The organism is Streptomyces sp. GL_141 (assembly GCF_057834385.1).
This window is the reverse complement of the sequence record NZ_CM174402.1, coordinates 744,517-761,729: the sequence shown is the minus strand read 5'-3', so window position 1 is coordinate 761,729 and position 17,213 is coordinate 744,517. Positions and strand designations below refer to the sequence as shown.

General features: G+C 70.4%; 16 protein-coding genes and 2 pseudogenes. 5 read left to right on the top strand and 13 right to left on the bottom strand.

All coding sequences use genetic code 11. The features are described from left to right. Positions 1 to 101 precede the first annotated feature (101 nt). The 4 genes and pseudogenes from AC3IX6_RS03300 to AC3IX6_RS03285 all read right to left on the bottom strand — a co-directional run bounded on the left by AC3IX6_RS03300 (position 102) and on the right by AC3IX6_RS03285 (position 3,037). The gene (locus AC3IX6_RS03300) at positions 102 to 935 is read right to left on the bottom strand and encodes a PIG-L family deacetylase (protein ID WP_489368686.1); all 834 of its coding nucleotides are present in this window, start codon (positions 933 to 935) and stop codon (positions 102 to 104) included. A gap of 106 nt (positions 936 to 1,041) precedes the next feature. Then, a pseudogene (locus tag AC3IX6_RS03295) lies at positions 1,042 to 1,532 on the bottom strand (arylsulfatase); the annotation flags it as partial. 49 nt (positions 1,533 to 1,581) lie between these two features. Next, positions 1,582 to 2,370 (bottom strand): annotated as a pseudogene (locus AC3IX6_RS03290) (SDR family oxidoreductase). A gap of 91 nt (positions 2,371 to 2,461) precedes the next feature. Next, positions 2,462 to 3,037, bottom strand: a complete 576-nt coding sequence (locus AC3IX6_RS03285; protein ID WP_489368685.1) for a TetR/AcrR family transcriptional regulator — start codon at positions 3,035 to 3,037, stop codon at positions 2,462 to 2,464. Between the two features lie 138 nt (positions 3,038 to 3,175). On the opposite strand from AC3IX6_RS03285, the gene AC3IX6_RS03280 reads away from it, so the two are divergent. After that, positions 3,176 to 3,940: a metallophosphoesterase gene (locus tag AC3IX6_RS03280; RefSeq protein ID WP_489368684.1), complete on the top strand. Its 765-nt coding sequence runs from the start codon at positions 3,176 to 3,178 to the stop codon at positions 3,938 to 3,940. Here AC3IX6_RS03280 and AC3IX6_RS03275 read toward each other — a convergent pair. Next, positions 3,913 to 4,212: a DUF2087 domain-containing protein gene (locus tag AC3IX6_RS03275; protein WP_489368682.1), complete on the bottom strand. Its 300-nt coding sequence runs from the start codon at positions 4,210 to 4,212 to the stop codon at positions 3,913 to 3,915. The two genes, AC3IX6_RS03280 and AC3IX6_RS03275, sit on opposite strands and share 28 nt — an antisense overlap. 164 nt (positions 4,213 to 4,376) lie before the next feature. Here AC3IX6_RS03275 and AC3IX6_RS03270 point away from each other — a divergent pair, with 164 nt between their 5' ends. Then, positions 4,377 to 7,160 carry a penicillin acylase family protein gene (locus AC3IX6_RS03270; protein WP_489368681.1) on the top strand — a complete coding sequence of 928 codons (2,784 nt, stop codon included), beginning with the start codon at positions 4,377 to 4,379 and terminating at the stop codon, positions 7,158 to 7,160. Between the two features lie 72 nt (positions 7,161 to 7,232). Here the strand turns inward: AC3IX6_RS03270 and AC3IX6_RS03265 are convergent, their stop codons facing one another. The 6 genes from AC3IX6_RS03265 to AC3IX6_RS03240 form a co-directional block, all read right to left on the bottom strand. Further along, positions 7,233 to 7,889 (bottom strand): hypothetical protein, encoded by a 657-nt coding sequence (locus AC3IX6_RS03265; protein ID WP_489368680.1) that lies wholly within the window; start codon positions 7,887 to 7,889, stop codon positions 7,233 to 7,235. Next, complete coding sequence (locus AC3IX6_RS03260) at positions 7,886 to 8,335, bottom strand: DUF6114 domain-containing protein (RefSeq protein ID WP_489368678.1); 450 nt, start codon at positions 8,333 to 8,335, stop codon at positions 7,886 to 7,888. Before AC3IX6_RS03260 ends, AC3IX6_RS03265 begins: the two co-directional genes overlap by 4 nt. Then, on the bottom strand, positions 8,326 to 8,955 hold the full coding sequence (locus AC3IX6_RS03255) for a DUF6230 family protein (RefSeq protein WP_385367803.1): 630 nt from the start codon (positions 8,953 to 8,955) through the stop codon (positions 8,326 to 8,328). Before AC3IX6_RS03255 ends, AC3IX6_RS03260 begins: the two co-directional genes overlap by 10 nt. Positions 8,956 to 9,074: 119 nt before the next feature. After that, positions 9,075 to 9,839 carry a MerR family transcriptional regulator gene (locus tag AC3IX6_RS03250; RefSeq protein WP_489368677.1) on the bottom strand — a complete coding sequence of 255 codons (765 nt, stop codon included), beginning with the start codon at positions 9,837 to 9,839 and terminating at the stop codon, positions 9,075 to 9,077. Between the two features lie 100 nt (positions 9,840 to 9,939). Continuing rightward, positions 9,940 to 11,145, bottom strand: coding sequence for a methyltransferase (locus AC3IX6_RS03245; RefSeq protein ID WP_489368676.1), 1,206 nt, complete (start codon positions 11,143 to 11,145; stop codon positions 9,940 to 9,942). Positions 11,146 to 11,285: 140 nt separating this feature from the next. Continuing rightward, positions 11,286 to 11,657: a tetratricopeptide repeat protein gene (locus tag AC3IX6_RS03240; protein ID WP_489368675.1), complete on the bottom strand. Its 372-nt coding sequence runs from the start codon at positions 11,655 to 11,657 to the stop codon at positions 11,286 to 11,288. A gap of 141 nt (positions 11,658 to 11,798) precedes the next feature. On the opposite strand from AC3IX6_RS03240, the gene AC3IX6_RS03235 reads away from it, so the two are divergent. Then, entirely contained in the window at positions 11,799 to 12,764 is a 966-nt protein-coding gene (locus tag AC3IX6_RS03235) for a pirin family protein (RefSeq protein ID WP_489368674.1), read from the top strand. Between the two features lie 299 nt (positions 12,765 to 13,063). On the opposite strand, the gene AC3IX6_RS03230 is transcribed toward AC3IX6_RS03235, so the two are convergent. Together AC3IX6_RS03230 and AC3IX6_RS03225 are read right to left on the bottom strand one after the other, a co-directional pair. Further along, positions 13,064 to 13,954 carry a LysR family transcriptional regulator gene (locus tag AC3IX6_RS03230; protein ID WP_489368673.1) on the bottom strand — a complete coding sequence of 297 codons (891 nt, stop codon included), beginning with the start codon at positions 13,952 to 13,954 and terminating at the stop codon, positions 13,064 to 13,066. An 84-nt stretch (positions 13,955 to 14,038) separates the two neighbouring features. Beyond that, entirely contained in the window at positions 14,039 to 14,929 is an 891-nt protein-coding gene (locus tag AC3IX6_RS03225; protein WP_489368672.1) for a LysR family transcriptional regulator, read from the bottom strand. A 61-nt stretch (positions 14,930 to 14,990) separates the two neighbouring features. Between AC3IX6_RS03225 and AC3IX6_RS03220 the strand changes: the two genes are divergently transcribed. Beyond that, the gene (locus AC3IX6_RS03220; RefSeq protein WP_489368671.1) at positions 14,991 to 15,428 is read left to right on the top strand and encodes a VOC family protein; all 438 of its coding nucleotides are present in this window, start codon (positions 14,991 to 14,993) and stop codon (positions 15,426 to 15,428) included. Next, positions 15,392 to 16,990 carry an MFS transporter gene (locus AC3IX6_RS03215; protein ID WP_489368670.1) on the top strand — a complete coding sequence of 533 codons (1,599 nt, stop codon included), beginning with the start codon at positions 15,392 to 15,394 and terminating at the stop codon, positions 16,988 to 16,990. Before AC3IX6_RS03220 ends, AC3IX6_RS03215 begins: the two co-directional genes overlap by 37 nt. Positions 16,991 to 17,213 lie beyond the last annotated feature (223 nt).

Sequence of the window (17,213 nt, the reverse complement as noted above, 5' to 3'; positions counted from 1 at the left end):
TCGGTCTCGCGGACGAGGTGCTCGTCCTGAGCGTCGCTGTCGTCGCCCTCGCCGCCCTCGCCGTCGCCGGGTGCCCCGGGACTTTGGGTCCTGCGGGTGGGTCAGCGCAGTCCGGCGAAGAGATCGGTCTCGGGTACGGTCGCGCCGGAGGCGTCCTTGACGCGTACGAAGGTCTCCACGCCCATCAGCTCGCCGAACCTCTCCTTGCCCATCTTGAGGAAGAAGATGCTCTCGCCCTGGCTGGCGTGCGCCGCCAGCGAGTCGAACTTCTGGCCGCTGAACGGGGTGGTGTCCACCCAGGTGGTGATCTCTTCGTCCGGGAGGCCGATCTCGGCCAGCGCGGCGGTCTCGGCGGGATCCGGCTCCGGCATGTCCTCCCCGAACTCGCGCATGATCTCCCCGAAGCGCTGCATCGCCGACCGGGGCATCGTCGTCCAGTACACCTTCGGTGCCAGATCGGTCATCTCCAGTGCCGCCATCGTGATGCGGTGGGCCTGGATGTGGTCGGGGTGGCCGTAGAAGCCGTTCTCGTCGTAGGTGACGACGACGTCGGGCCGGTAGTGCCGCATGAGCTCCGCGAGCCGGGCGGCGCCCTCCTCGACGGGGGTCTGCCAGAAGGCTCCGGGGGCGTCGTTGCTCGGCCAGCCCATCATCCCGGAGTCGGCGTAGTCCAGCGTCTCCAGATCGCTGATCTTCAGCACGTCACGGCTCACCTCGAGTTCCTGCCGACGCATCAGGGCGACGGCTGCCGGATCGTGCCCCGGAGTGCCCGGCTTGGAACCCCCCGGTCCGTCACCGCAACGGCCGTCGGTACAGGTCACGAGCACCGTGCGGATGCCTTCCGCCGCGTACTGCGCGAGGACCCCTCCGGTGCTGGTGGCCTCGTCGTCGGGGTGGGCGTGTACTGCCATGAGCGTCAAGGGCCGGTCAGTCATGAAAAGCAGTCCTCCTGCATGGATACGTCTTGGCCTGAGCGTGTGCGGGCATACCGCCCCTCTGCCGGTGCAACCCTGCCGGCGGGGCCGGTTGTTCCCGGCGGCGCTACTCGAAGGCGGCGGCCGCCTCTCGCAGGGCGCGGGCCACGAGCGCCGGGTCGTAGGGCGCCCGCGTGCCGGGGGTGTAGGTCACCGAACGCAGGCGGCCCGTGTAGCGGAAGCTGCGGTGGCGCTCGTAGACCGGCCAGGAGACGGGGGACTTGCGGTCCACGCCCACGCTGATGCCTTGCAGCGGAGCCATGCCGATGAGCTGGTGCACGCTGTTCGAACGGCCGGTCTCCACGCCGTCGATCAGGATGCGGAACGTCCAGCGCAGGCCCTCCACGGCTTCGGCCGAGAGCGTGAGCGTCCGCCGGCCCGCGGTCAGGGGGCCGGCGTCGGTCTCGTGCAGTTCTCCGTATTCGTTGTGGGCGAACCGCAGCCGGGGAACACGCCGTTGCGCCGGGCGGCGGCTTCCCAGGCCGCCGCGAGCTCCTTCACCACGTCCGGGTGGTCCTGGGCGACGTCGGCGGTTTCGGTGGGGTCGGTGCGCAGGTTCTGGCCGTGAACTCGCCGTGAAGCGGTAAGCGCCCTCCGGCCCTCCGGCCTAGCCGGCCTTGAGGGTGCCGCCGTCGATGACGTGGTCGGCGCCGTGGATGTTGGCGGCGCGTTCGGACAGGAGGAAGGAGACCAGGTCGGCCACCTCTTCGGGGGTGGTGACGCGTCCCGATGAGAGGCCGAACTGCGCGGGGATGTTCGCGAGCAGGTCACTGTGGCTGACTCCGAAGGCGTCGGCCACCTTGCCGCCGAAACCGTTCGGGTCGGTCCACAGCGGGCTCGAGACGAAGCCGGGTGAGACCGTGTTGACGCGTACGCCGCGCGGCGCCAGTTCCTCGCTGAGCCGCTTGCTGAGCTGGTTCAGCGCCGCCTAGGCCTCGGCGTAACCGACCGGCGAACCGGCGGGCACGCGGGCGTTGATCGACGAGATGTTGACGATCGCCCCCCGGCGCTCCAGGATGCCCGGCAGCGCCGCCCGGGTCGTCCAGACCGCGCTGAACAGGTTGAGGTCGAAGACGGCCTGCCACTGCTCGTCGTCCACGCCGAGGAAGCCGCCCAGGGACAGCCCGTCCGGATCGCCCGCGCCGACGTTGTTGACCAGGAAGTCGATCCCGCCGACCGCGTCGATCGCCTCCCGGACCGCCCTCGTCGCTCCGTCGCGCGTGCTCAGGTCGACGGACACGGTGGCGGCGGCGGCCTTCTCCAGCTCGGGCGTGATGGTGCGTGCGGCGCCCACCACCCTGACGCCCTCCGCGGACAGCGCCTGGGTGATGGCGAGTCCGATGCCGCGGCCGGCTCCGGTGACGAGGGCGGTCTTTCCGCTGATTCCGAGGTCCATGACTCCACTTTCGCCGGCTGTGTTTTTCTTGAACTGCAGGTCAAAAATCAGGGTGTAAAAAATGCCCCCGAAGGGGCGTTGCGGGTCGGGGTCAGAGCCCTGCCAGGGCGGTGTCGATGACCCCGTGGAGCGTCGGCCCGTCGAAGGTCTTGGCCATGACGCGCAGCCCCACGATGGTGTTCAGGAGGAACTGGGCCTGTGCCCTGGCGTCGACCTCGGGGGCGACGTCGCCGTCGCGGCGGCCCTGCTCGATGCGGTCGGTGAGGAGCTGGATGGTGCGCTGCCCCATGCGGTGAACCGCCTGGGTGGCCTCCTCGTCCCGGCCGCCGAGTTCCAGTGTGACGTTGGTGGCGAAGCAGCCGCGCCTGACCGGTCCGTCCAGGTCCGTGTCCACGAGGAGCGTCAGGTAGTCGCGGATGCACTCCTTGGTCGTGCTCGGCCGGGCGAGGAACTCCTCGGTCATCTCGGAGCCGGCGCGGCCGTAGAGCTCGAGGGCCTTGCCGAACAGCTCGCGCTTGGATCCGAAGGCGTGGTACAGGCTGCCCTTGGCCACCCCGGTGGCCTCGGCGAGGTCGGCGGGGGAGGTGCCGGCGTAGCCGTTGGTCCAGAACGCCTCCATCGCCTGTGCGATGACCGCGTCCGGTTCGAAGCTCTTCGGCCTGCCCATGACGTCACGCTATCGATTCTTGACCTAGGGGTCAAGAATGCGGGTGGCCGGTCCCGCGGGTTCGTACGTCGCCTTCGCGCCACGGGTTCGTGCCACGGGCATACAATCCCAGCTTCCGGACCGAAGGAGTCGCCGCCCGTGATCGTGATAGCCCACCTCAGTGACGTCCACCTCGACGGCGGGGAACGGGCCGCCGAGCGGACCCGTGCCGTCATGGAGTACCTGGAGGGGCTCCCGTACGAGCTCGACGCGGTGCTGGTGAGCGGGGACATCGCCGATCACGCGCGCCCGCAGGAGTACGAGGAGGCGCGCAAGGCCCTCGGCTCCCGCCATCCGCTGATCGTCTGCCCCGGGAACCACGACGACCGCGCCGCCTTCCGGCGCGGACTGCTGGGGGAGGAGCGCCCGTCCGCGGCCCCGGTCGACCAGGTGCTGCGCGGCGACGGCTTCGTCCTCGCGGTGTGCGATTCGTCCGTACCCGGTGAACACCGGGGGTATCTGGAGGACTCGACGATCGCCTGGCTGGACGGGGTGCTCACCGACACCCCGCACGAGGTGCCCGTCCTGGTCGCCTTCCACCACCCGCCCGTCCCGCTGCACATCCCGTACGTGGACGGCATCCGGCAGTTCGGCGAGGAGCGGCTGGCGGCGCTGGCCGGGCGGCACCCGCACCTGACGGCCTTCCTGTGCGGGCACGCCCACACCGGTGCGGCGACCACCTTCGCCGGGCGGCCGCTGCTCGTGGCTCCGGGGGTGGTGTCCACGACGAGGCTCCCGTGGGAGGCGGCCTCCGGGGGGAGCGAGTACATCCACACGGACGAGCCGCCGGCCGTGGCCTTCCATGTGATCGGCGAGGACGGCCGGCTGACGACCCATTACAGGGTGGTCGTGGCCCGCCGGTAGCCGGAGCCGTCGCGGGTGCGGGTGAGGTGCCCGGCGATGACGAGGTACCGCCGCAGTGCGGCGCAGTCCTCGTGGGCGGTCCGCAGCAGTCCGTTCACCTCGGACTCCGTGTACGCGCGGTCCGGCGCGAAGAGGGTCTCGGTGAGGTGCGCGAGCAGCTGCTCGCGGCGGGCCGCCTTGCGCGGGATGGTCGTGAGGCGGCCGTCGGCGTTGAAGAGGTCGGCGACGCCGTGCCGGGTGCGCGTGCTGGTTTCCGCGGTGCTGTGGGACATGCCAAGGAGCTTCACCCGGCAGACCGCCCGGGGGCAACGGATTTTCCGCACGCGCGAACACGCGCGAACACGCGCGAAAAGTGACGGTCGTTCATCTTACTGCGTGGTAGCACCTGCCAGTACCCTCCCCGTGACCGGTTCCTGCCCCCCACGGAGGAGCACGTATGCGACGCCCCACCACGCGCACGAGAGCTCGCACGAGAACTGCCGTCGCCACCGCACTGATCGCCCTCGGAGCGGCCCTGCTCGCCCCGGCCGCTTCCGCGGCCGACGTCCCGGCGCCGCGCCCGACCGCCGGCTATGCCGGAAGCGCCGACTACACCGACTACTGCGGGCAGCAGTGCGCGGACATCCTGCCGCCCGGCCAGAGCGGCAACGCCACCCTCGCCCAGATCCTCGCCCACAAGGCGTTCGGCACGCTGCCCGCCCACACCTCCGACCAACTGGCGCGCTACGACTCGCTGGTGGCCGGCTATCCCGGCCTCACCGACGCCAAGGTCAACGAGTTCTTCAACGACGCCTCCTTCGGCGTCCCGGCCGACCAGGTCGAGTCCACCACGAGCCCGCGCTCCGACGTCACCATCACCCGGGACAAGAAGAGCGGCGTCCCGCACATCAAGGGCACCACCCGCTACGGGACGTCCTTCGGCGCCGGCTACGCGGCCGCCCAGGACCGGCTCTGGCAGATGGACCTCTTCCGGCACGTCGGACGGGGCGACCTCACCCCCTTCGCGGGCGGCGCCCTCGCCAACCAGGGCCTGGAGCAGCAGTTCTGGCCGCAGGCCCCGTACACCGAGGCGGACCTCCAGGCCCAGGTGGACCGGATCCGGACCGGGGAGGGCGAGCGCGGACGGCTCGCGATGGAGGACGCCCAGGCCTACATCGACGGCATCAACGCCTACCGCGTGCAGTCCAAGAACGGCCGCTACTTCCCCGGCGAGTACGTGCTGACCGGACACATCAACTCGATCACCAACGCCGGTGAGATCAAGCCCTTCAAGCTCACCGACCTGATCGCCCTCGCCTCCGTCGTGGGCGGCCTGTTCGGCGGCGGTGGAGGCGGCGAAGTGCAGGCCGCGCTCTCCCTGTTGTCCGCGCAGCAGACGTACGGCCTGGAGGAGGGCACCCGCGTCTGGGAGTCCTTCCGTCAGCGCGAGGACCCGGAAGCCGTGCTCACCGTCCACGACGGCACGAGCTTCCCCTACGCGCAGAAGCCCGCCGACCCGCAGGGCGCGGCCCTGCCCGACGCCGGCTCGGTCACCGCCGAGCAACTCGTGTACGACCGTACGGGCTCGGCGGTGACCGCCGCCGCGGCCGACCCGCCCAGGCCGGTGAAGCAGAGCATGTCCAATGCCCTGCTCGTCTCCGGTGCGAAGACCGCGAGCGGCCACCCGGTCGCCGTCTTCGGTCCGCAGACCGGTTACCTCGCGCCCCAACTCCTCATGCTCCAGGAGCTCCAGGGCCCGGGCATCAGCGCGCGCGGCGCCTCCTTCGCGGGCGTCAGCATGTACGTACAGCTCGGCCGCGGCCAGGACTACGCCTGGAGCGCCACCTCGGCCGGCCAGGACATCACCGACACCTTCGCCGTCGAACTGTGCGAGCCCGGCGGCGGCGCCCCCACCAGGGCGAGCACCTCGTACCTCTACCGCGGCGCCTGCACGCCCATGGAGAAGCTGGAACACACCAACACCTGGAAGTCGTCCGTCGCCGACCCCACCCCGGGCGGCTCCTACCGGATGCAGGTGTGGCGCACCAACTACGGCATCGTCACGCACCGCGCGACCATCGCGGGCAAGCCCGTGGCCTACACCGCGCTGCGCTCCACGTACCGCCACGAAGCCGACTCGATCATCGGCTTCCAGATGTTCAACGACCCCTCCTACGTGAAGGACGCCCGCACCTTCCAGGAGGCGGCCCGGCACATCGGCTACGCCTTCAACTGGTTCTACGCCGACTCGCGCGAAGCGGCCTACTACAACAGCGGGTCGAACCCGGTGCGTGCGGCCGGAGTCGACGCGGCGCTGCCCGTCCAGGGCGAGCAGCGTTACGAATGGCAGGACTTCGACCCGGTCGCCAACACGGCTTCCTACACCCCACCCGCCGAGCACCCGCAGTCCATCGGCCAGGACTACTACATCAGTTGGAACAACAAGCAGGCCAAGGGCTATGCCGCGGCCGGATTCGGGATGGGCTCCGTCCACCGCGGCGACCTCCTCGACCAGCGTGTCGGAGCGCTCGTCGCGGCGGGCGGCGTGACCCGGGCCAAGCTCACCCAGGCCATGGCCGACGCGGCGGTCACCGACCTGCGCGCCGAGAACCTGCTGCCCGAACTGCTGGCCGTGCTGCGCAGTGCGCCCGTCACCGATCCGGCCGTCGGCGCCGCGATCGACAAGCTCGCCGCGTGGCAGGCCGCGGGCGCCGAGCGCAAGGAGACCGCGCCCGGGTCCAAGACGTACGGGCACGCGGACGCCGTACGGATCATGGACGCCTGGTGGCCGCGGCTCGTCGAGGCCGCGTTCAAGCCCGGCCTCGGGGCGCCGCTCTACGATGCCCTGCGCGCCTCGCTCACCATCGACGAGGCACCCAACGCGGGCCACGGGCCCACCGGTTCGCACGCCGGCTCGGCCTTCCAGTACGGCTGGTGGAGCTACGTGGACAAGGACCTGCGGACGGTGCTCGGCCGCCCGGTGTCCGGACCCCTGGCCCGGGCCTACTGCGGGAACGGCTCGCTCCCCGCCTGCCGGGACGCGATGACGGCAACGCTCAAGCAGGCCGCGGCCGCCACCCCCGCCGCCGTGTACCCGGCGGACGGGACCTGCGCCGCGGGCAACCAGTGGTGCGCGGACGCGATCGTGCAGCGCCCGGTGGGCGGCCTGTCCCACCCACAGATCAACTGGCAGAACCGGCCCACATATCAGCAGGTGGTGGAGTTCCCCGCCCACCGCTGAGCTCCCCGCGCACGAAGGCCCGCCGGTCCCGGAGCGATCCGGGACCGGCGGGCCTCCTCGCGTGCGGGCCTGTCAGGGGCCGACGGTGATCTGCTGCGCGGGGTTGGTGCTGTCGGTGACCTTGTACACGGCGTTGAAGGTGGACGCGGTCGCGCTCGTCGGGCAGCCGAAGCCGCCGGTGACGGTGACCGGCACCGAGGCGTTGGTGAAGGTCAGGCTGGGCGGGGCGCCGTTCGTCCAGGTGCCGGGAACGCTCGCCGGTCCGGACGGGGCGGCGGTGACGGTGCAGCTGGCGAGGCCGCTGGTCTGGACGACGAGCCCGCCCGTGGGCACGGTCATGGTGGCGGTGATGGGGGACCCGTTCTGCATCGACACCGACCAGGCCCCGCTGGTGGTGACCGTGGGGGTCACGCCCCACATGCTGGAGGTGCAGGAGCTGTACGTGGGCGGGGAGATCGGCGAGGAGACGGGGCCCGCCGGGTTGGTGTTGCCGGGGGCTGCCGGCACCGCGCCGGTGGACACCGAGACCGTACAAGTGACGGTGACGGAACCGGCTTTGAGGGTGGCCTTCCCGCTGAGGGTGGCCTTGAAGGCGTGCCCGGCCGGGGTGACGGTGGTCGACCCGGCCAGGGGTAAGGGCGTGGCGGTGGCGGAGACCGGGGCGAGGGACATGGCTCCGGCCGCGGCGGCCGCGGCGAGCGCGAGCGTGGTGGTGCGCGTACGGCTCATGGCTGTGCTCCTTGGGGATCGTGGTGCTGTGGGGGAGCGGACGTGGGGGGCGTGGCGGCGGTGGCCGTGGGGGATGCGGCCGTGGCGGCGCCGGGGCGCGGGGCGGCGTACGGCTGCCAGGCGAACATCAGGCCGCCGCCGAGGATGCCGAGCAGGGTGCCGATCAGGAACCCGCCGAGGTTCGACAGGACCAGCGCGGCGGTGGCGATGAGGGTGGTGAGGACGCCGGCCAGGGCGCGCTGGGGCGGGGAGAACCAGGCGGTGAGGCCGAGCACGATCATGACGATGCCCATCAGGACCGACGGGATCCCCGCGACCCCCTGCTGGAGCATGATCTTCAGGGGCGCGAGCGGCAGGGCGCAGATCTCGGCCCCGGCGAGGATGGCGCACAGCCCGCCCCAGAAGGGCCGGCCGCGCCGCCAGCGCCGCCAGCGGCTCAGAAGCATTCCTTCTTGCCCTTGCTGATGTTCATGTTCAGCCCGGAGAGCTTGAAGGTGCCCGCATTGGTGGCCCACGCCGTCTGGCGGAGATCGGTGATGCTGACGGTGTCGGCCTGCTGGGCGAACAGGTCCTGCATGCCGACCGCGTCCGCCGGCCCCTTGTCGAGGGTGGAGGCGTCGCGGCCGATCTCGATGTTGGTGAAGACCGCGTCGCCGGAGAGCTGGGTGGCGTCCACGAAGAGGTTGCTCGCCTCGACGGGGGCCTTCTGGCCGGCGGTGAGGTTGAGCGAGATGTCCCCGATGATCGGGAGGGTGGTCACCACGGACTGGCAGAGGCTGTGCAGCTTGGCCTCCCTGATGGCGGTGACGGCCACCGGGATGAGCTCCTCGCGGGCGTTGACGTCGACGCTGCCGTACTGGGCGAAGCCCTCGCCCTCCAGGCTCTTCGCCGACACCTTGAACTGCTGGCCCGAGACGGCGAAGGAGGCGGCGAGCGCACCCTGTGCGAGGGCGATGCCGAGGCCGGCGGTCACGGCGACGGCGGGGAGGGTCAGTACGGCGAACCGGCGCCAGCGGACTCTGCCCGCATCGTCGGCCCTCTCGGATAACTTCGGGGAATCTGCCATGAGATCGTCCCTTATGTTCGGCTGTGCACCGTTGTTACCGACGAGTTGAATGTAAGAGTGCCAATGGGGGTTGGCAAGGTTGCTCGGGCGTACCTTTCAGGCCGAGTCCTACTCGCCGGTCACGCCCCGGGAGACTCCGTGTGCAGCAGCCCGGCGACCTCGGCGTCCACCCGCCGGGCCATCGCCCGGGCGAACTCGGTGGCCACGACCTCGCCCGCCAGCGGACGCAGCGCCGCCACCGCCTCGGTGATGTGCTGCAAGCGCGTGGCCGAAAGCTGCTCCAGCCCGTCCGTGCCGATCACGTGCGCGCTGAAGAGCGCGACGAAGCGGTCCGCGACCGCGGCCGCCTGCGTCTGTACGAAGTCCCCCGCGTCCAGGACCTCCGCGAGCGGAACCCCCGCCCGCACCAGCGTCACCGTCGCCTCCAGCAGGCGCCGGCTGCGGTGCGTGACCAGGTCCCCGTCGATCGTCACGTAGCCCAGCTCGGCCGCCCGCCGGGTGTCCCCGGGGGAAGCCGTCGGGCCGAACAGCTCCCGCAGCTCCGCCCGGGACATGACCACCGAGTCGTCCTGCTCCCAGTCGCGGGTCATCTCCCGCTCCAGGCCCAGCAGTTGGGACAGTCCGCCGCCCTGTTCCCAGGCCGCCAGCAGCTCGGCGATGCCGTTGACGGTATAGCCGCGCCCCAACAGGTCGTTGATCAGGCGCAGTCGGTTCAGGTGGTCGTCGGAGTACCAGGCGATCCGCCCCTCCCGGCGCGGTGGCGGGAGGAGCCCGCGCTCCTGGTAGTACCGCAGGTTGCGCACCTTGACCCCGGCCGCGCGCGCCACTTCGTCCCGGCGGTAGTGCCCGCCGACGGCCGCGTCCTGATCCACCTGACTGCTCACGCGGCCGAGTGTAGGACGCGGCGACGGACCTACCGGCGGGTTAGCGCAGGGCGGTCGCAGGATCGACGCGCGGGACGTACGGGCGGGCCGTACGGGCAGGTCACGCGCCGCGGGGCTGCTCGCGCCGCTTGACCGCCCGCAGGACCACGAACTTCGGCTCGCTCGCCGCGACTTCGCTGTTGCCGAAGAGGCGCCGCAGGTGGGTGTGGTACCCCATGTGGCGGTTGGCCACCACCCACAGCTCGCCGCCCGGCCGCAGCGCCTTGCGCGACTGCGCGAACATCCGCAGCGCCGTCGCGTCGGTCGTCGCCTGGTGGGAGTGGAAGGGCGGATTGCAGAGGATCAGGTCCACGGAACCGGGGTCCAGCATCGCCACCCCGTCGCCGACGAGGAAGTCCGCCCGCTCCCGTTCGTGCGTGACGTTGGCGCGGAACGTCGCCTTGGCCGAGGCGACCGCCTGGTACGACTCGTCGGTGAAGACGACCTCCGCACGCGGGTCGGCCACCGCGACCGCCGTGCCGACGACCCCGTTGCCGCAGCCCAGGTCGACGACCCGGGCCCCGTCCGTATTGGTCGGGATGCTCTGGAGGAAGAAGCGGGTGCCGACGTCGAGGCGGTCCGCGCAGAAGATGCCCGCGTGGTTGACGACGGTCAGCCCGGCGCCCGAGCCGCCGTCCTCGTCCACGACGTACGTCAGCGGCCAGGGTCCGGGGGTCGCCGGCCGGGTCGCCCCCGGGTTGCCCGGCGTGCAGAAGATCAGGCGGGCCTTCTTCTCGGCCAGGGAGGTCTTCGTCGGTCCCAGGATCTTCTCGAAGAGCCGCAGCGTGGAGGTGTGGATCTCCTTCACCATGCCGGCGCCGACGACGACGGTGCCCGCGTGCACGTGCGGGGCCACCCGGTACAGCTGGTCCTCCAGCAGCGCCAGGCTCTTGGGCACCCGCACCAGGAGCACGTCGATCCGCTCCGGCGGCGCGTCCTGGGTGGTCAGCAGGGTGACGGTGCCCTTGGCGGTGCCGATCCCGTTGCGGTCCAGGTTCGCCATGGTGGCGGAGCGGGTCAGGCTGGAGTCGGTGATCTGCGTGGGGTGGTGCGCGGCCAGCGCCGTCGTCAGGGCTCCCCAGCGGTCCCCGATCACGGTGATCTGCCCGGCGCCGGCCAGATCCACCGGCCCGCGTTCACCCGTACCGGATTCGAGGTGGCGCAGCAGGTACTCGTCGGCGGCGTCCCATGCGAAGAGCCGGTCGCGCGGGTCCTCGGGGAAGCGGGCGAGCTCGTAGGAGCCGAAGGGCGTGGTCAGACGGTTCATATTGCCCCCAGGCTAACCGAGGGACCGCCCCGGTCCCGCACGGGCGGGGCCGGGAGAGTGGGCGGCGCCGCACACGGCCGCGCCGCGGCCCCGCCCCGGGGGCGGATCCGCCACCCCTGCTCCGGGAAGTCCCCGGCCGTCTACTGCGGGAAGTCCCCGGCCATCGCGGCGGCGATCCGCAGGTACGGTGCCGCCTCGGCGGCCCTGCCCTGGCGCTCCAGGGTCCGCCCGAGCATCAGCTGCGCGTAGTCCTCCACGGGCCGCCAGCGGTCCAGAACGGCGCGGAGCTCGCGCTCGGCCTTGGAGAGCTGCGCGGAGTGGTAGTAGGCGCGGGCCAGCAGCAGCCGCGGAGCCAGCAGCTCGGGGGCCTCGGCCGCCACGCCGTGCAGGACCCGGGCGGCGTTCGCGTACTCCTTCGCCTCGAAGAAGAGCCGGCCGCGGTCCCAGCGCTCGGCGGCGGTCCCGTGCTCCAGGTAGCCCTGCTCCTTGGCGATCGCGCCCCTCACGTCCATCGGATCCCTTCCGCCGTGCAGACGCGGTGCGGTCCCGCTGCCGTCGTCTGCCCTGATCGTTCCGTCCGGCTGCTGCAACACGTGGATCCGTACGCACATTCCCCTGACCCCGGCGGCTGCGCCGGGACTAAGTTGTGCGGTATGAGCAATCTCGATCGCCAGCCCGCTCTCTCCACCTGCGGCGGACGCGGGTTCGTCGTCGCCGAGCCCGTGCGCGAGCTCCTGAGCCCGCGCACCGTCAAACTCGGCGAGTCCACCGAGGTCCGCCGGCTCCTGCCGAACCTGGGCCGCCGCATGGTCGGCGCCTGGTGCTTCGTCGACCACTACGGTCCCGACGACATCGCCGACGAGCCCGGCATGGCGGTGGCCCCACACCCCCACTCGGGCCTCCAGACGGTCAGCTGGCTCCACGAGGGCGAAGTGCTGCACCGCGACAGCGTCGGCAGCCTGGAAACGATCCGCCCGCGCGAGCTCGGCCTGATGACCTCCGGCCGGGGCATCAGCCACTCGGAGGAGAGCCCGCGCCGGCACGCCCGCTTCCTGCACGGCGCGCAGCTGTGGGTGGCCCTCCCGGACGCGCACCGCGACGTCGACCCGCACTTCCAGCACCACGCGGACCTCCCGCAGGTCAGCGCCCCGGGCCTGACGGCGACGGTCATCCTGGGCACCCTGGACACGGCGACCTCGCCCGGAACCGCGTACAGCCCGATCGTCGGCGCGGACCTGGCCCTGGCGGCGGGCACGGAGACCCGGCTCCCGCTGGACCCGGACTTCGAGTACGCGGTCCTGTCGATGTCGGGCGAAGCCCACGTCGACGGCGTCCCGCTCCTCCCCGGCGCCATGCTCTACCTCGGCTGCGGCCGCACCGACCTCCCCCTGCGCGCGGTCTCGGACGCCGGCCTGATGCTGCTGGGCGGCGAGCCGTTCGAGGAGGAGATCGTGATGTTCTGGAACTGGATCGGACGCTCCCAAGAGGATATCGCAGGCTTCCGCGAAGACTGGATGAACGGCACCCGCTACGGCGAGGTGAAGGGCTACGACGGCCCTCCGATTCCGGCTCCGGAACTCCCCCCAACTCGCCTGAAGGCTAGGGGAAGAGTGCGCTGAACTGCCTGGAGAGGGGGCGTGGGCGCGCCTCTCGGCAGAGGAACCTCATGCCGAGAGGTCTGGTCCCCGGACTCTTTGGCTGCCGCGGGCGGCTCTGGGTGGGCTCTCCTCCGAATCCGCAGCCCGCTGTCGGTCTGTCGTGGAAGCTGGTGAGCTGTGTTGTGGACAGCCAACAAAGCGCGGTGTTGAGGCAGCCGTCACCACCTGGCTGGAAGCCGTGAGCGGATGTCCGCTCTCGCGACCGATGTCCGGCACTTCCTCGGCCAGGGGGTCGGTGCGTGAGGCTGGCCGAAAGCCCCTCACAAGGACATCGTCCCGAGCTCGCGGGCAATGCTTACGAAGGACCGCACCATCGGGTTGTCGTTGTCCGATCGCCAGACCAGGCCCCAGCGGAGCATCGGGGCGTCGTCGAGGTGCAGGTACGTGACGTCGGGGCGGACGTGGAAGCGGCGGACTTGGGCGCCGAGGGTGTGGATGGCGTCGCCCGAGGAGATGATCATGTAGAGCGTGTCGAGATCCGTGCAGGTGAAGTTCCGTTCGATCGTCCGGCCGCTGGGCGTGTAGAAGGGCATGAACGCGTCCTCCCAGTAGTCGGGCTGCACCCATCCCCCGCCGATCACGCCGTGGTCGGCGAGCACCTCCATGGACACCGACGGCCGGTCCGCCAGTCGGTGGTCGGAGGCCACGGCTGCGACCCGGGGCTCCGCGAACAGCACCGGGCCCACGGTGAGATCCGGTTCCTCTACGGGGAGCCAGGCGAGCAGCAGGTCCGCTTCGCCCCTGCGCAGCGGCCCGAACGGATCGATGAAGCCGTTGTAGCGGAGTCGGATCCCGCACGTCGGATTCAGGGAGCGGAAGGCATCCCAGAAGGGCCGCAGTTCGTGTGCGTTGGAGACCAACAGGTTGATCCGCAAGATGTCCGTCTTGCCCTGGGCGGCGAGCCGGGCCCGGTCCATGCTCGCTTTCAGCCCCTGGTAGACGGGGCGCAGGTCGTCGCGCAGCTGCTCACCGACTGGCGTGAGCCGGACCTGGCGGCTGGTCCGCTCGAAGAGCTCCGCCCCGATGGACCGTTCCTGCTTCTTGATGGCCTGACTGACCCGTGCCGGCGACACGTGCAGCCGCTCGGCCGTCCTCCCGAAGTGCAACTCCTCCGACAATGTCAGGAAGATCTCGATATCACGCAGTTCCACGCGCCCCCACGCCCTATCTGTTCACTGACTCTGGCCTCAACCGGCTGTACACGGTCGGCCGTTGATCATCAACTTGCATGTCACTCACAGCGACATCGTCCCGAGTTCCCGGGCGATGCGTACGAACGCCCGGACCATCGGGCTGTCGTTGTCCGAGCGCCAGACCAGGCCCCACCGCAGGAGGGACGTGTTGCGAACGGGGATGTACGTGACGTCGGGGCGGACGTAGAAGCGGGTGACCTGATTGCCCAGCAGGTGGACGACCTCCCCGTCCGCAACGAGCGTGTACAACTGGTCCAGCGTCGTGACCAGGAACTTCCGTTCGATGTCACGACCACTGGGCGCCGAGAACGGTACGAAGGCATCCTCGAAGTACTCGGGTTGGAACCCGTCCGGCCCCACGATCCCGTGGTCCGCGAACACTTCCAAGGTCACCGACGAGCGGCCGGCCAGCCGGTGGTCGGAGGCGACCAGGGCGACCCTGGGCTCGTCGAAGAGCACCGGCCCCACGGTCAGATCGGGCTCTTCCGCCGGGAGCCATGCCAGCAGCAGGTCGATCTCACCGTTGCGCAGTGGGGCGAACGGGTCCATGTAGCCGTTGTGGCTCAGCCGCAGCCCCCACTGCGGGTGCTGCGAGCGGAAGGCGTCCCAGAAGGGTCGCAGTTCGTGGCCGTTGGTGACCATCAGGCCGATCCGCAGGATGTCCGTCTTGCCCTGGGCCGCGAGCCGAGCCCGGTCCACGCTTGCCTTCAGGCTCTGGAACACCGGCCGCAGATCGCCGAGCAGTTGTTCACCCACCGGCGTGAGCCGCACATGGCGGCTGGTCCGCTCGAAGAGTTCCGCCCCGATCGACCGTTCCTGCTTCTTGATTGCCTGACTGACCCGCGCCGCCGACACGTGCAGCCGCTCGGCCGTCCTGCCGAAGTGCAGCTCCTCACATAGCGTCAGGAAGATCTCTATGTCCCGCAGCTCCACGTGCCCCCGCGCCTCGCATGATCATTAACCCCTGACTTAACCGGCGTTGCATGATCGGCCGTTGATCATCATCTTGTCCAAAACGGATGCTGACTGCATGAACGTCGTCACCACCAAAGTGTCGTTGACCGTGCAGGACGTGGGCGCGTCCAGCCGGTTCTTCACCGCGCATCTGGGGTTCCGTGAAGCCGAGTCGGCCGAGGGGTACGTATGCCTCCGCCGAGATGACGCCTCTGCCGAAATCGCCCTGCTCGAACGCGACCCCGAGCTCCCGCCGCCTGCCCGGCTCGGCCTGGGGCTGGCGGATCTGGTCGTGACCCTCGTGGTCACGGATGTCGTGGCCGAGTACGAACGGCTGCGCCGCGAGGGCGCCCACGTCACCGGACAGCTGCACCAAGAGCCTTGGGGTGAGCTGCAGTTCCAGCTCACCGACCCCAATGGCGTCGTGGTCCAGCTCACCGAATGGGTGCCGCCGGTCGGCGCCCCCGAACACATCTAACCGAGAGGTTTCCGTCTTCCGTGGACGAGATACGAGAGTCTCCGCGGCCGGATCCGCGCCGCTGGCTCATCCTGGTCGTGCTGTGCCTGAGCACGCTGGTCCTGGTCATCGACAATATGGTGCTCACGGTGGCCATCCCGCCGCTCGCCGAGGACCTGGGGGCGAGCGCGCAGGACATTCAGTGGATCATCGACTCCTACATCCTGGTCTTCGCCGGACTGCTCCTCACCTCGGGCAGCCTGTCCGACCGGTTCGGCCGGCGTCGTGTGATGGTCATCGGACTCGCGGTGTTCGGCGCGGCCTCGGTCCTCGGGACCATCGCCGACAGTCCCGCTCAGCTGATCCTGGCCCGTGTGCTGATGGGCGTCGGCGGCGCGCTGATCATGCCGAGCACGCTGTCCATCCTGATCACCGTCTTCGACGAGAAGGAGCGTCCCAAGGCGATCGCCGCCTGGGGTTCGGTGTCCATGCTCGGCGTGGTGGGCGGCCCACTGCTCGGCGGCTGGCTGATCGCCGTGTACTGGTGGGGTGCGGTCTTCTTGATCAACGTCCCGATCGCGGCGCTGGCCATCCTCGCGGCCCTGGTCCTGATGCCGGAGTCGAAGGGGCCCTGGCGCAAGGCCGATCCGCTGGGCATGGTGCTGTCCGTGGCCGGGATGACCGCGTTGGTGTGGACGATCACCGAGCTGCCCAAGGAGGGCCTGGAGCGTACGAGTACCCAGGTCACGCTCGCCGTGGCGGTGCTGAGCCTGGCAGGATTCGCTGTCTGGGAGACCCGTACGGCACACCCGATGGTCCCGGTGTCGCTGTTCCGCAACCGGGTCTTCACCGGCTCCAGCCTGTCGCTGGTGCTGCTGACCTTCGCCAACGGCGGCCTTCTGCTCGTGCTGACCCAGTACCTGCAGTTCGTCCTCGGCTACACGCCCACCGAGACCGGCCTGGCCTTCACCCCGCTCGCTGTCGCCGCCCTCGCCTTCAACGGCATCGGCGCCGCGCTGCTGGCGAAGACCGGCACCCGGATCATGGTGGTCCTCGGCCTGCTGCTGATCGCGGCCGGGTCCGGTGTCCTCACCGGCCTCTCCTCGGGTGACGGTTGGGGACCGCTGACCACCGCGATGATCCTGATCGGAGCGGGTGCCGGACTCGTGATGCCTGCGGCCACCAGCGCCCTGATGGGGGCGGTCCCGGCCGAGAGTGCCGGTGTCGGGTCCGCGCTCAACGACACCATCCAGCAGGCCGGCGCCGCCCTCGGTGTGGCCGTGCTGGGCGCAGTCCTCTCGAGCACGTACACCTCCGAGATGCCCGTCGGTGCGCCCGAGGCCGCCCGTCACGCCGTTTCCGAGGCGCTCGTCCTGGCCGCACGCACCGGGGACGAGGGGCTGGCAGCCACCGCCCGGGAGGCCTTCACCGCCGCGATGTCCGCCACCTTCCTGGTCGGTGTCTGCGGGGTACTGGGTGCCGCGGTGCTGGCGCTCTTCCTCATGCAGAACCGCGCGACCGAAGCGGCCGCGAAGGAGGCCGCCCGGACCCGGGACCAGTTCGCCACGGTCGCCGGACCCTGACGTACGGCCGCCGCGCGTCCCGGCCGCCACTGGCTGAGGCCATGAGCGTTCACGTTCAATTCATTGCAACGATTAGGCATCTGCCGTTGCGTTTAATTTGAAGATCGTTGCAACGATTTGCCGCCTTTCACCTGCAGTGATGGTGATTTCTCGCAGTAGATATGTTGAGGAATCTCTGAACGCAACGTAGCTTTTCCCTCGCAGGAAACAACGACTCGAAGGA